The sequence below is a fragment of the Plectonema radiosum NIES-515 genome (assembly GCF_025753815.1).
Lineage (GTDB): Bacteria > Cyanobacteriota > Cyanobacteriia > Cyanobacteriales > Nostocaceae > Hassallia > Hassallia radiosum_A.
The window spans coordinates 1-14,190 of the sequence record NZ_JAOWRF010000304.1 but is presented as its reverse complement, the minus strand read 5'-3'; the positions used below and the strand labels follow the sequence as shown (position 1 = coordinate 14,190).

At 43.9% G+C, this 14,190-nt stretch carries 12 protein-coding genes and 1 pseudogene; 7 read left to right on the top strand and 6 right to left on the bottom strand.

Features of this window, described 5'->3' with window-relative positions; translation table 11 throughout:
• Nucleotides 1-205, bottom strand: a pseudogene (locus tag OGM63_RS21580) (hypothetical protein); the annotation flags it as partial.
• Between the two features lie 215 nt (nt 206-420).
• Nucleotides 421-1,359 carry an undecaprenyl-diphosphate phosphatase gene (locus OGM63_RS21575; protein ID WP_263747709.1) on the bottom strand — a complete coding sequence of 313 codons (939 nt, stop codon included), beginning with the start codon at nt 1,357-1,359 and terminating at the stop codon, nt 421-423.
• A gap of 187 nt (nt 1,360-1,546) precedes the next feature.
• On the opposite strand from OGM63_RS21575, the gene OGM63_RS21570 reads away from it, so the two are divergent.
• The 3 genes from OGM63_RS21570 (at nt 1,547) to psbU (ending at nt 3,934) form a co-directional block, all read left to right on the top strand.
• Complete coding sequence (locus OGM63_RS21570; protein WP_511041092.1) at nt 1,547-2,320, top strand: DUF3120 domain-containing protein; 774 nt, start codon at nt 1,547-1,549, stop codon at nt 2,318-2,320.
• A gap of 144 nt (nt 2,321-2,464) precedes the next feature.
• Entirely contained in the window at nt 2,465-3,205 is a 741-nt protein-coding gene (locus OGM63_RS21565) for an SDR family NAD(P)-dependent oxidoreductase (RefSeq protein ID WP_263747708.1), read from the top strand.
• 288 nt (nt 3,206-3,493) lie between these two features.
• Nucleotides 3,494-3,934 carry a photosystem II complex extrinsic protein PsbU gene (gene psbU / locus OGM63_RS21560; protein WP_263747707.1) on the top strand — a complete coding sequence of 147 codons (441 nt, stop codon included), beginning with the start codon at nt 3,494-3,496 and terminating at the stop codon, nt 3,932-3,934.
• Between the two features lie 269 nt (nt 3,935-4,203).
• On the opposite strand, the gene OGM63_RS21555 is transcribed toward psbU, so the two are convergent.
• Together OGM63_RS21555 and btpA are read right to left on the bottom strand one after the other, a co-directional pair.
• A complete protein-coding gene (locus OGM63_RS21555) occupies nt 4,204-5,196 on the bottom strand; it encodes a vitamin K epoxide reductase family protein (protein ID WP_263747706.1) in 993 nt (330 codons plus the stop codon).
• A gap of 275 nt (nt 5,197-5,471) precedes the next feature.
• The gene (gene btpA, locus OGM63_RS21550; protein ID WP_263747705.1) at nt 5,472-6,308 is read right to left on the bottom strand and encodes a photosystem I biogenesis protein BtpA; all 837 of its coding nucleotides are present in this window, start codon (nt 6,306-6,308) and stop codon (nt 5,472-5,474) included.
• Between the two features lie 765 nt (nt 6,309-7,073).
• Here btpA and rimO point away from each other — a divergent pair.
• The 3 genes from rimO to OGM63_RS21535 all read left to right on the top strand — a co-directional run bounded on the left by rimO (nt 7,074) and on the right by OGM63_RS21535 (nt 10,662).
• Complete coding sequence (gene rimO, locus OGM63_RS21545) at nt 7,074-8,411, top strand: 30S ribosomal protein S12 methylthiotransferase RimO (RefSeq protein ID WP_263747711.1); 1,338 nt, start codon at nt 7,074-7,076, stop codon at nt 8,409-8,411.
• Nucleotides 8,412-8,445: 34 nt separating this feature from the next.
• On the top strand, nt 8,446-9,975 hold the full coding sequence (locus OGM63_RS21540) for a DEAD/DEAH box helicase (protein ID WP_263747704.1): 1,530 nt from the start codon (nt 8,446-8,448) through the stop codon (nt 9,973-9,975).
• A gap of 111 nt (nt 9,976-10,086) precedes the next feature.
• A complete protein-coding gene (locus OGM63_RS21535; protein WP_263747710.1) occupies nt 10,087-10,662 on the top strand; it encodes a Uma2 family endonuclease in 576 nt (191 codons plus the stop codon).
• 119 nt (nt 10,663-10,781) lie between these two features.
• Here OGM63_RS21535 and OGM63_RS21530 read toward each other — a convergent pair whose 3' ends face one another.
• Together OGM63_RS21530 and OGM63_RS21525 are read right to left on the bottom strand one after the other, a co-directional pair.
• Nucleotides 10,782-11,732 (bottom strand): aldo/keto reductase, encoded by a 951-nt coding sequence (locus OGM63_RS21530; protein WP_263747702.1) that lies wholly within the window; start codon nt 11,730-11,732, stop codon nt 10,782-10,784.
• 400 nt (nt 11,733-12,132) lie between these two features.
• A complete protein-coding gene (locus OGM63_RS21525) occupies nt 12,133-12,543 on the bottom strand; it encodes an endonuclease domain-containing protein (protein WP_263747701.1) in 411 nt (136 codons plus the stop codon).
• 154 nt (nt 12,544-12,697) lie between these two features.
• Between OGM63_RS21525 and OGM63_RS21520 the strand changes: the two genes are divergently transcribed.
• Nucleotides 12,698-14,122 (top strand): BCD family MFS transporter, encoded by a 1,425-nt coding sequence (locus OGM63_RS21520; protein ID WP_263747700.1) that lies wholly within the window; start codon nt 12,698-12,700, stop codon nt 14,120-14,122.
• Nucleotides 14,123-14,190: the final 68 nt, after the last annotated feature.

Genomic DNA, 14,190 nt, shown 5'->3' with positions numbered 1-14,190 from the left:
TAGGAGTTAGGGGATAGGAGTTGGGAGTTAGGAGTTGGGAGTTGGGTGTTGGGAGTTGGGAGGTAGGAGTTGGGGGTTGGGAGTTGGGAGTTGGGAGTTGGGAGTTGGGAGTTGGGAGTTGGGAGTTGGGAGTTTGGAGTTTGGAGTTGGGAGTTGGGAGTTTGGAGTTGGGAGTTGGGAGTTTGGAGTTTGGAGCTTTCAGCAAAAATATTTTAACTATTTACCGAAAATTTGGGTAAAAGCCCCGTCCTTTTCTGATGCAAGCTTTAATCAGTTCACTCAATGGTTAGAATACTACGGGAAAATCTGGGATAAAGCAGTTGTGGCAGTATGTCAATCGTCTTAACTCCTCACTCCTCAGTTATAGTAGAGACGTTTTGCACCGAACGTCTCCACCACTTTTTTCCTTGTGCGGTGTTATTAATTATTTTTCAACATTCCAGTAGCGATCGCACTCAAGATTGCTACTCCAAATGCCAAGCGATACCAAACAAAAATCCAAGTGTCTTTTCTTTGAAGATATCGCAATAGCCAAGCGATGGAGATATACGAAAATATAAACGCAGATAACGTTCCTACACCTACCAACACTAAGTCAATCTTACCCAAAGCTTCTTTGAAAAATTCATATAAAGTGGCAATTGTCAAGGTAGGAATGCCTAAAAGAAAGGAAAATTTGGCTGCTGTCTCCCTTTGCAAGCCCAAAAACAAAGCGGTGGTTAAAGTTGAACCAGAACGAGATACTCCAGGTGCTAAAGCCAGCATTTGTCCTAATCCAATCAGCAGTCCATCGCGAATCTTCAAGCTGTTAAAATCGCGTTCGCGGCTACCGAATTTTTCCGCTGCCCCTAATAAAAGTGCCATCACAATCGAATCGATGGCGATGGTCGTCATGCTGTTAATTGCAGAGTTTTCATCGTTTAATGCCTTTTTCAGCAGAAATCCTCCCACCAAAGCAGGCAAAGTACCAACTGCGACACCAACCAATAATTGCCATTCTTCGCGACCCCAGTCTTTTTCTTGGAAAGCTACCCAGCCTCCAGTCAATATTTGACTGATATCTTTCCAAAAATAAATTAAAACGGCAATCACGCTGCCAAATTGAATCGTCGCAACAAAAGACTTTTCTCCCAGCAGTTCCCAGCCTAATGCTTTGGTAAATACTTGTAGATGGGCAGTGCTACTAATGGGCAGAAATTCTGTTATCCCTTGGACAATCCCCAGAATAAATGCCTGAATTATTTGCAGTATCAGGTTCGGTTCACCCGTTGCTACAGAGGAAGGAACTCCCACCTGTAATATATGACTTGATGCTGGCAATAGCAAATCTAGACCGCTCGCTTCTAACATTATTCCCATTAATCAGACTCCTATATTAGCTGCGTAATTTTACCGAATTATCCAACTTTACGCCTCTGTTGTCCTTGTGTCCGGGTCAGATAATTTTACTCAATCAAAATTAAGGTAAAATAAATATGCCCCCCCAGGGGATTTATTGTTGTGATATCTTAAATAATATAAAGTTAAGTAAACAATATTAAAAACTTTGATTAACAATACATTTTTTTCTTACGCGGCTTCTGATCCTTCAATTAACGCTCTAGACAAGGAAACGGTAGAAAAAAGCCGAGAAGAGTTAGAGACAGCACTGTCTTTGAGTCCCTCATTGGGAGTGATGGCATCGTCTTTTCAGGGTTGGTTAGTGTTTGGGGCGGCGGTATTTTTAGTATCTGTGCCCGTGTTTATCGAAGCACCGTTAGTGCGATCGCTGCCTTTATTAAGTTTTGTATTAACAGGATTTTGGATTTGGCTGAGTTTTAGATTAATGTCAAACTCCGCAACTTATGTTTGGGGAGATTTACTACTAGGGTTCAGCTGGAGTTGGTTAGCCGGCTCAATTTACTGGGGCTGGTTGCGTTGGGAACCGTTATGGCATTTGCCAGTAGAGTCAATCGGGCTACCATTTGCTTGTTGGGCACTAATGCGGAATTGGGGCAAAGTGGGTAACTGGTTTTATTTCGGTTCTTTACTGGGTACAGCTTTGACCGACGTGTATTTTTATCTAGTAGACTTAATGCCCTATTGGCGGCAAATCATGCGTGTCGAACCAGCTTTAGCATCACCAATATTACATAGTGCTCTGGTGCAAGTACAAACACCTTGGGGAGAAGCCTGGGCGCTAATTCTCGGCGTACTTTTGTTGATTGCTGGCGTTTTGCCCTTAATTAAAAAGCAACGGCATTGGTACGCCTTTAGTGGAGCGGTGCTGAGTACAATTTTGGTAGATAGCTTATTTCTGCTAGCTGCGATCGCATCTTAAACCGGACTTACGCCAAAACCCTCTACAACTCTCATTCCTTCTCCTGTCGGAGACGCTGCGCGAAGGCTTCCTTGGCTTCCTTCTCCCTTCGGGAGAGGCTAGCGCCAAGGCGGTTCGTTTTTTAGTCCTAAAAGCGTACATAACATGCGAATTGTAATCATCACAGGTGGCAGTAGTGGTATCGGACGTGGCATCGCTGAAGCTTTTGTGAAAGAAAATGCTCATGTTGTGATTATTGGACGAAATAAAGAAAAGCTCAAATCTACAGCACAAGGAATTGGTTTCAATTGCGTGTGGCAACAAGCAGATGTCAGCAAGCGAAACGAAGTTACCGAAGTTGTTAATTTTATTGTTCAGCAATACGGCAATATTGATGTATTGGTTAACGCCGCAGGTTTTCCGCGTTGGTTGACAACGCTGACACCTTTAGATGAAGCTGAACAACTTTGGGATGAGGTGATAAACACTAATCTCAAAGGTACTTTTCTCATGGCAATGGCGGTTGCTCCTCATTTGACTAGACCAGGCGGTCGCATAATTAACATCAGCACCAATGCCGCCTTTACGGGAGGAAACCGACCGGGTTATTTAGGCTATGCCTCAGCCAAAGCAGGCGTGCATGGATTAACTTATGCTTTGGCACGCGAACTCAGTCCCCAAGGAATTACGGTAAATGCTGTTGCTCCTGGTTATATTGAAAACACTGGCATTACCAACGAGTGGTCTGAAGAAATCGTTCAGTCAATAGTCAACCAAACCCCTGTAGGTCGATCTGGGAATGTTGGGGATGTTGTAGCGGCAGTTCTGTTTTTATCTTCACAGAAAGCCTCATTTATCACAGGTGAAGTGCTGAACGTTAATGGGGGCTTACTTTTTGGACGTTAAAGCTTTACTTTTATGCGTATACGCGCTCTGTGTTGCACCAAGATAAAAAAAGAAGTAATGAGAGCGAATGTAAGATAATTTTTAGCAAAACTACAACCAACGACAGTAGCAGTAAATATTGTGGATATTAATACGCTGTATATTAGTTTCTGATGACTGCTGTGTTGATTAAGTTATGAGCATAGGATTGAGGATTGTTTTTTGTCGTTCTGTGAAGAATGACGAGCGATCGCTCCGGTGCTTTTGGCTTAAAACTTTTATTTCAGTTTGATGGAGAGGTAAAAAATTGTGAAAAAATTGGTGCGTTTATTAACAGTGTTTAGCTTGTTGCTTGGTTGCTGGGGATGGTTGGGAACAACTCAGATAGCCCAAGCTAGCAATATCAATGGTGTCGGTTTGCAATTTGTGCCTGTTCTTGCAGTTGAGTTCACTCAACCAACGCAAAATAAGGCAGACCAAAAACTAGCAACGGAATTTGGTAAAAAAGTTGACTTAAATAACACCAACGTGCGAGCTTTTCAGCAATATCCAGGACTGTATCCTACCCTCGCTAGGAAAATCATCCAAAATGCTCCTTACCAGCAGCTAGGTGATGTGTTAAACATTCCCGGATTAAGCGATCGCCAAAAACAAATCCTGCAAGCCAACCTAGATCACTTTACTGTGACCGAGCAGGAAGCCGTCTTCAACGAAGGAGACGATCGCTTTAACAACGGCATCTACAGATAGAGACTGGGGACTGGGGACAAGGAGACTAGGAAAAATTTCTCCCTCATCTCCCCATTCCCCCACTCAAGAGCGCTCTTTTTGTAGCTGGAATCAGAAAGCGGTAGATGTCAGGGAATTAGTCTGTTTTCTCAAGGTAAAATTACCTGGATACAAGCAGACGCAATAATTTTGGCAACTGGTGGTGGTCAAGTTTTTGCCCAAACGACTAATCCAGCCAGTTGACTTTTTCAGGTGAAACCAAATCACCGAAAATCAACTTGTCAAAACAATTACTTAAAATACTTGAAATTCACAGAACCTGTGTAACCAGAATTTGTTGCTAGTTCCTGCAAATTTTGCACTCCTCCATAGCTTTTACCATTGACGATCCAAGTGGGGAAACCTTCAACTTTAGCGGCTTTACACAATTCTGGTTTACCTTTTGGACTATCACCAGCACACTCAACTTTGATATTATTCGTCTCGATTATCTCTTGGGCTTCTTTACCGAAAAGTAGCTTTTGTTCGTGGCAGTGAGGACACCAATAAGCACTGTATTCTTTCGCACCTATTTTCGCCAAATGGCGTGCTAGCGCTAATTCTGATTTACCAGATTTGGTGGTAATTTCCCAACCGAATTCGGGATTGGGCGGTACTTTTGGCGTAAAGCTAATTTGTACCGGTTTGCCATCCGTTGATTCAGCGATCGCACCTGATGGATTGACACCAGCATAAACGCCTAAAGTGCCAATTAGCGTCACCATACCAACAATAATTGCCGTGAAAAATATTTGTCCCAAATCTTCCCAAACATGACCTATAAGCGTCAGCACCAAAAGACTGAGAGAAAATAAAGCTGAACCAATACAGTAAGGACAAATAGCTTTAAGTTCAAATGCTAGCACGTACATCAAGTAGCCGCTGAAAACTGTCATTGCGATCGCACCTGCCAGCAGCAGCAACCATGTGACATTTTCCAGCTTTTGACGCTTCTCTTTATTTTCGGTTCCTTTAATTGCCAAAGGAGCCAAAGCAAATATCAACATACTGGTGTATGCTAAAAATCCAAACAGAGCTAATGGCTGACCAAAAACTGTTCCCCAAGGACTAGAAAGAACATCATTACAGCCTTTAACACCAGCCTGTGCCACACAATTGGCATTACCTCCGGTTAATTTTTCAAACGTGAGATAAGCTGTGGTCAAGGCACCACATGTAGCGATCGCGGCGATCGCTTGGCGCGACCATCTTTGAATCCAAGGCGTAGAACGACGGCGAATCATAACCTAAACAACAATAAATGAGGATTGGGCATAGGGCATTGGGCAATGGGCTTTTTGAAGAGGGGGAAAGGGCAGCCCTAGTTTGGTCTTTTCCCTCATAGAGAGGTGCTTCGCTCCTGGGGTTTCCCCAAAGCATCTGGCGTGAAAGGGGGTTCATGGGAAGAAAAATATACAGGAGTGATTTAAATAACTCTTTATTTCCATACTTTTACCCTTTACCCTTTACCCTTTTTCCCTCTGAAAATCCCCCCAGTCCCAGTCCAAAGGCGTCCCCATTACCCAATTAAGATTGATTTTTTTTCAGCCTTAGAGTTCCAACTTCGATGTGCGACTTCGACAAATTGACTGACGCGAATCGGGTCAATTGCTTGCTCGATACGACCGTGGCGTTTTAGAGAACTGGAAACAATCACACCATCTGCTGCCTGCAATAGTGTAGCAATATTTTCCGAACTTGCCCCACTACCGATAAATACTGGTGTGCCATTTGCTGCACCCGAAGCTAATTCTAAATCTTCTTCGTTTGGAGGACTACCTGTAGCCCAACCAGACAAAATCACGGCATCTGCTAAACCCCTCTCAATTGTATCTTTCACGGCGACGGTGAGATTTGGGGAACTTAAAGGACGGGCATGTTTGACCAGCACATCGGCAAAAATTTTCACATCGCTGCCTAACTCCCGTCGATAGCGCAATAATTCATATGCTTCACCTTCAATTAATCCTTGATCGGTTGCCATGACACCGGTGAGGACGTTGACGCGTATAAATTGCGCCCGGACACAGGTGGCGATCGCCATCGCACTTAATCCATCATTCCGCAAAACATTTAAGCCGATAGGCAGTGTCACCAAATTCTGTATCCGCTGCACCACCACAGTCATGGCACTCACAACCGCCGGATCTACTTTATTTTTGGTAAACGGCGCATCGAAAAAGTTTTCTACAATAATCCCATCAACGCCTCCACTCGCCAAGGCTGTTGCTTCTTGTTCGGCGCGGTCTATCACCGCTTTGAGGCTACCTCCCCAACGAGGGGAAGTCAGCAGCGGTAGTAGGTGAACTACGCCAATAATCGGTGTTTTGGTTTTAAATAGCTGATATAAGTCCACGTCTTTAACCCGCTTTGCGGAGTCCTAAGTCTAAAGTCAATAGGGCATAGGGCATAGGGCATAGGGCATAGGGCATAGGGCATAAAAAAAATCTCCCATTGCCCATTACCCTATTTGCAATTCCCAATTTCCAATTTCCAATTCCCAATGCCCCATGCCCTATGCCCATTAACTCATTACCAATGACTGATGACAAATTTGTTTAAAACAGTTTGTTTTACTGCCTCCCCCTTTAGATGGAAATTGCCGTAAAACATTCCATAAGATATGTTAAGATAAGAACTGGCTACAAGATGAGTTTGCCACTCACAAAACGCGAGGCACTTTCAAAGTAGTTGAGGTATTTTGCCAACCCATCCAAGTGGGAAGGCAATACCTGAGTGCAAGGTCAGCTTACCGCTTTACAGGCGTAGTCGCGAGTTCGATTTCCCAAAGGGCGAGCGACTTCTCATAAACAGCCCTTAGGGCGGCTTCCCGATGGGTAAATTAACAACCCACATCCTGCGGTAGTGTAAAATACAACAGGCTATTTGTTAAAATATATTAAAAGTGTTTTATTTATCCGAAGACACTTTAGTTTTACCCTGGGAAACAGATTAGTAAGAATATCATAGCACGATCTCTATTTACTAATAAGAGTGACACTTTTGCTGGCATTTAAATGCATCAATCGCCTTTTGTCCCGAAGGGAATTCGTATGACAAAGAACTCACAAACGCGATCTAGTAGTTGAGTCTTGAACAAACAAAGAAGATTTTTGATAATATGGGTGATAAGCCAACAATTGCAATTTCTCACCTGGGCTGCGAGAAAAATCGAATTGATACAGAGCACATGTTAGGACTGCTGGTAGAAGCAGGCTATGCTGTAGATAGTAATGAAGATTTAGCAGATTACGTTATTGTCAATACTTGTAGTTTTATTGAAGCAGCAAGAGAAGAATCGGTAAAAACATTAGTAGAACTAGCGGAAGCGAATAAAAAAATCGTGATCGCCGGTTGTATGGCGCAGCACTTCCAAGCGCAGTTATTGGAAGAGTTGCCAGAAGCAGTAGCAGTGGTAGGTACTGGCGATTATCACAAAATAGTTGATGTAATTAAGCGGGTAGAATCTGGAGAACGAGTTAAGCTTGTTAGTGCCGAGCCGACGTATATTGCGGATGAAAACACACCGCGCTATCGGACGACCAGCGAGGGTGTAGCCTACCTGCGGGTAGCCGAAGGATGTGATTATCGTTGTGCATTTTGTATTATTCCTTATCTACGAGGAAATCAGCGATCGCGTACTATTGAATCGATTGTCAAAGAAGCGCAACAGCTAGCGAGTGAAGGTGTAAAAGAAATAATTTTAATTTCCCAAATCACCACCAATTATGGACTAGATATCTACGGCGAGCCAAAATTAGCCGAATTACTTCGCGCTTTGGCAAAAGTAGATGTACCGTGGATAAGGATGCACTACGCTTATCCCACCGGATTGACTCCATCCGCTCTTAAAGCGATTAAAGAAACACCTAACGTATTACCTTATTTAGATTTGCCCTTGCAACATTCCCATCCAGAAGTTCTGCGTGCCATGAACCGTCCTTGGCAAGGACGGGTAAATGATGGGATAATTGAGCGCATTAAAACCGCGCTACCAGAAGCAGTACTGCGGACAACATTTATAGTTGGCTATCCTGGGGAAACACAAGAGCATTTCGAGCATCTGCTACAGTTCGTCCAGCGACATGAATTCGATCACGTTGGTGTTTTTACGTTTTCCCCAGAGGAAGGAACTCCTGCTCATAACTTACCAAATCAATTGCCCCAAGAATTGATGGAAGAACGCCGTTCAGCATTGATGGAACTACAAATGCCAATTTCTTGGAAGAAAAATCAAGAGGAAGTAGGCAAAGTTGTTGATGTGCTGATTGAGCAACAAAATCCGGAAACTGGAGAATTAATCGGTCGTTCTGGGAGATTTTCTCCAGAAGTTGATGGACAGGTGTATGTAAAAGGCGAAGCGAAGCTAGGAGAGATTTTCCCAGTCGCGATCCACAGCGCTGATACATATGACCTTTATGGTCAAGTTGTCAATACTAACAAGCTAAGTGTCGGTTAAAGAGTCCAAATCAAAATAAATCTTAGGAGAATTAATGAATCTTTTTGTAGAATTAGGTATTTCAGTTGAACGCTCAGAACAACTAGAAAAACTAGGTTTCACTACACCAACCAATATTCAAGAGCAAGCAATTCCTCAACTATTAGCTGGTCGTGATGTCGTCGGTCAATCTCAAACAGGAACAGGCAAAACCGCAGCATTTTCACTGCCGATTTTAGAACAGCTAGATGTTAATCACAGAGCTGTGCAAGCCATAGTTTTGACTCCAACTCGTGAATTGGCAATGCAAGTTCACGATGCCATCGAGCAATTTATTGGTAATGATGGATTGCGCGTGTTGGCAATTTATGGAGGTCAATCAATTGAGCGCCAAATGTCCCAACTCAAGCGCGGCGTTCACATGGTCGTGGGTACACCAGGACGTGTAATAGACTTGCTCGATCGCGGCTGTTTAAAGCTCGATAGTGTCAAGTGGTTTGTGTTAGATGAAGCCGATGAAATGTTGAGCATGGGCTTTATTGATGATGTAGAGAAAATTCTCGCACAAGCACCCAAAGAACGGCAAACAGCTTTATTCTCGGCGACAATGCCGCCTTCAATTCGCTCGTTGGTAAATAGATTCTTGCGATCGCCTGCCACAGTCACAGTCGAACAGCCAAAAGCCGCACCAAATAAAATCAATCAAGTAGCTTACTTGATTCCCCGTCACTGGACAAAAGCTAAAGCTTTACAACCGATTCTGGAAATGGAAGATCCAGAAACAGCTTTAATCTTTGTTCGCACTCGACGCACAGCTGCCGAACTTACCAGTCAATTGCAGTCTGCCGGTCATAGTGTCGATGAATACCACGGTGACTTGTCGCAACAAGCGCGGGAACGCTTATTAATTAGATTTCGCAATCGTCAGGTGCGTTGGGTGGTAGCAACTGATATAGCAGCACGGGGTTTGGATGTCGATCAACTATCCCACGTCATCAACTTCGACTTACCCGATAGCCCAGAAACCTACGTTCACCGAATTGGTCGGACAGGTCGCGCTGGTAAAGAAGGAACCGCAATATCTTTAGTGCAGCCGTTTGAAAGACGCAAGCAGCAAGGATTTGAGCGCCATGTACGCCAAAGCTGGCATGTATTAACAATTCCTACACGCGCTCAAATTGAAGCGCGACACATCGACAAATTGCAAGATCAAGTGCGCGAAGCCTTAACAGGTGAACGTCTGGCTTCATTTTTGCCAATTATCAGCGAATTAATTGAAAAATACGATCCGCAAGCGATCGCAGCTGCTGCATTGCAAATCGCTTACGATGAAACTCGTCCCGCTTGGCTGCAACAATCAGATGCTGACATTCCAAGTGAAGATATGTCCGGTCCCAAGCCGAAGTTGGTTAAGCGTCGTGAAGGTTCGAGCGATCGTCCGCGTACTTCTTGGAATAAATCTGATGGTAATGGTGAAGAAGAAAGACGTGGTAATCCCAAGCCCAAACCTCGCACAAGCCGTCGCGATATTTCGATGACACCGAAAAAGCTTGGTTCACCTACAGCTAGAGAATCTGCTTCTTAATTAGCAATTGTCGTAGAAACGTAAAGACGTTCCGGTGGAACGTCTCTACAATAATATGTGTCCCAACGCCGGACTCCTTATGATGGGGACAGAAGCATTTTTGGTGGTTTTATGTTCACTATTACAGACTTAGAGCAACTGCAAACCGAGCATCCAGAATGGCAGATGGAACTGGTTGATGGGAGCGTGTTGGTTATGGGTCCATCTGATTACGAATCAGAAGAAATAATTTTAGAGTTTGCGCGGTTGCTTGCTAACTGGGTGCGTCCACAAAGATTAGGACGAGTTACTGGTTCTTCGGCTGGGTTTATTTTGCCAAGCTTAGAAGAAGACGTAGAAGAAGCTCAGAAATTAAAGAGAAATTTACGCGCTCCGGATGTATCTTTTGTTCGTGCCGATCGCCTGAAAAGAACTAAGCGCGATTTTTTGGAATTAGTACCAGACTTGGTGGTTGAAGTCAAATCTAAAAGCGATCGCGTCCGTACACTACAAGAAAAGATTCAACTATTTTTGCAACTTGGATCGAGTGTGGGTATCTTAATTGACCCCGACGAATTGACGTTAACAGTTTACCGACTCAACCAAGAACCGATAGTTTTACAAGATAACGACAAGCTGACATTACCAGATTTATTACCGGGTTGGGAGCTAACAGTATCAGAACTGTGGCCCCCTGTATTTGAATAATTAAGAATTTAAACGCACTCGTAACGCTGAGGTAAACGCGGAGGTGAATCAGTCGGCGGAGTCGGTTTCCGTCCCGTCGAACTGATGAACCCGAAGGGATCGCAGAGTTTTATCTGTACTTAATGCAGCCAAGGACGGCTAACTTCATCTAAGTGGGCAACTTCATCATCAGTTAATTGCCAGCCTAAAGCGCCGGCGTTTTGTCGTACTTGTTGAGCGGTTTTTGCTCCAGCAATGGGGATTGTGTTTCCCTGAGCAATTAACCAATTGAGAGCAACTTGAGCGGGAGTGAGATTGTATTTATTGCCAATAGTGCGTAGTAAAGAAATCACGGGTGCAATTTTCTCCAAGCCCTCTTTACTAAATCGCGGGTCAATCTTCCTCGCACCGTTGGGAGTTTCCGCGCTATCAGTTGTGTACTTACCTGTGAGTAATCCCTGCGCTAAAGGACTGTATGCCAAGATGGTTACACCCAACTCACGGGCAGCGGCAAAAATGCCATTACTTTCGATTTGCCGCGTCAGTAAAGAGTAGCGTACCTGATTTACAGCTAAAGGTACACCCCGTTTACCCAAGATATCGTGTGCCTCTCGCATTTGTTCTGCCGAGTAATTACTTACGCCAACTGTAGCGATTCTGCCGCGCTGCACTTCATCTGCAAGGGCATTCATTAGGGTTTGTTGACTCATGAAAAAGGCAAAGGGCCAATGTACTTGATACAAAGCAACTCGCTCGACTCGTAAGCGTTTGAGGCTGGCTGTTAAGGCATCGGCAACTGATTTCGATGTAAATCGCCAAGGTGCGGGACCGTATTTGGTAGCAATTTGCACTTGCTGGGAAGTCTGTTGCATAAATTGCCCCAAGAATTCTTCACTCATTCCCAAGCCGTAAACTTCCGCAGTATCGAAGAAAGTGACACCTGCATCTATTGCTGCGGTAAAGGCTTCTTTGAGTTGTTCAGAATTGTAGCCATTGCCATAATTCCAAAAAAGTTTATCACCCCAAGCCCAAGTGCCGATACAAAGAGGTGTTACAGCCGGTCCGTTTTGTCCTAATGTGATGGTTGTCACTTTTTTTAGAAGGTAGAGGTTAGCAGGAATAAAGATCAGTTTTAAGAGTTGCTAGTCTCGCGATTTCAAAAGAGTGAAGATCCCCCCTTCCCCCCTTAAAAAGGCTACCGTGTACACACATCTGTGTACAAAACCATAGTCCTCGGAGATCCCCCTAAATCCCCCTTTTTAAGGGGGATTTTAAGAGGTTTTTGCCTGCCTTTTCAAGTGGGGGGTTGGGGGATCAAAAGCCTAGGCAGCAACTCTAAAATACTTGTGTGTACACGGTAGCCTAAAAAAGGGGGGTACTTGTTCCTTCAAAGTCCCCCTTTTTAATTTCCTTCAAAGTCCCCCTTTTTAAGGGGGATTTAGGGGGATCTCCGAGGACTAGAGTGCATATTAATAGTTTGAAATCGCGGGACTAGCCTTCAAAAGGAAGGGGGGTTGAGGGGATTATATACTCAATCTTCTGACACACTCCCTCAAAATTATTGAGCACGGCATCATTTGTAAATCTTAAAACACTCAATCCATATCCCTCAAGAATTTCCGTTCTCTCCTGGTCATATACTTGCCCGTCTTGGGTAAAATGACTTTCCCCATCAATTTCAATTACCAGTTTGAGTGCAGCACAGTAAAAGTCAACAATGAAGTGATTGATAGGTCTTTGACGCAAAACACGAAATCGAAATGTTCTTAGATAGTCTTGCCAAAGCTTCTTCTCAGCAGGAGTAGGGTTTTGACGAAGTTGTTTTGCTCTGGATACTAATTGATGATTATAAGGCAGATGAAAATCTGAATTGTTAAGGTTTCCTTTGTTGAAAATTGGCATAAGTTTTTTCTAGATTATAATCCCCTCGCCAGCGGCGACCTCCTTAAAAAGGGGGTGAAAAAGAAAATTTCTGTAGCTGAAGCGCTGACTACGTTACTTATAAAGTTTATCCTGGAAAATAGATAAAAAAATCCGATTAATCTCGAAAAAGAATATGGCAAGCGGTGATTTATCTGATTCTGGGTCAGCTTTTGTGAGTGTCCCACAAATCAAAGTTTTAACGATGTTTCGGCTCGGCTTATTTCAGATGGCTTTGGGTATTATGTCGATTCTCACTTTGGGAGTGCTGAATCGAGTCATGATTGAAGAGTTGAAGGTGCCGGCGTTAATTGCTGCTGGTACGATCGCTATGCATCAATTTGTCTCACCGACGCGAGTCTGGTTTGGACAAATGTCAGATTCTAAATTGTTGTTTGGCTATCACCGCACTGGTTATATTTGGGTGGGTGCGGTTTTGTTTGCGATCGCTTCTTTTCTAGCGGTACAAGTCGTTTGGCAACTGGGTTTCAGTTTGCAAGCAGGAATTTGGACAACTCAAACTTCAATTTGGGCAATATTTCTCGCTTTTATCTTCGCACTCTACGGTTTGGCGATCGGTTTGAGTGCCACACCTTTCGCAGCGCTGTTAGTTGATGTTTCTGATGAAGACAACCGCTCCAAATTAGTCGGGGTTGTTTGGTCAATGCTGATGGTGGGTATCATTGTTGGGGCAATTATTAGCAGTGGCTTACTCAAGCAAATTGCTTTAAACGCACCGTTAGATGTACTGCGATCGCAAATCAATCGTTTGTTTTTAATCGTACCGACAATTGTCGTCGTTTTATGCTTTCTCGCGACAGTTGGCGTAGAAAAGAAATATTCTCAGTATACTAGTCGTTCGACGGCGGTTGAGCGCGAAGATAAAATTAGTTTGGGCAGAGCGCTGCGAGTGCTAACAGCGAGTCGGCAAACTGGGATATTTTTCAGCTTTTTGCTACTAATGACCATCAGCTTGTTTTTACAAGATGCAGTTTTGGAACCTTACGGTGGTCAAGTGTTTAAGATGACGATCGCCGAAACAACAAAGTTGAATGCTTTCTTTGGTACGGGGACGCTGGTTGGTTTGAGTGTCACCGGCTTTTTAATTGCCCCCCGTTTGGGAAAGAAAAACACCACCAAGCTAGGATGTGTGGGGGTAGCGATATGTTCGCTATTGATTATTTTGGCGGGAACAACTGAAGAACCAAAGGTGTTGCAATTAAGTTTAATTTTGTTTGGCTTTGCTTCTGGTGTGACGACAACCGGCGCGTTAAGCTTGATGCTGGATCTTACTGCCGTGGAAACTGCGGGGACATTTATCGGTGCTTGGGGGTTAGCGCAAGCAATGGCAAGAGCGTTAGCTACAGTATGTGGTGGTGCGCTGTTGAATTTGGGGAAAGCTTTTTTGACAACACCACTTCAAGCTTACGGTTTGGTATTTGCGACGCAAGCTGTAGGTATTTTGCTGGCGTTGTGGTTTCTAAGTCAAGTGAATGTTAGAGAATTTCAGAATAATGCAAAGCTTGCGATCGCCTCTATTATGTCAAATGATTTAGATTAGGGACTAGGGGAGAGTTCTTGGGATGGGGAGAGTTCTTGGGAAAGAATTGTCCCCTTGTCCCCCTTGTC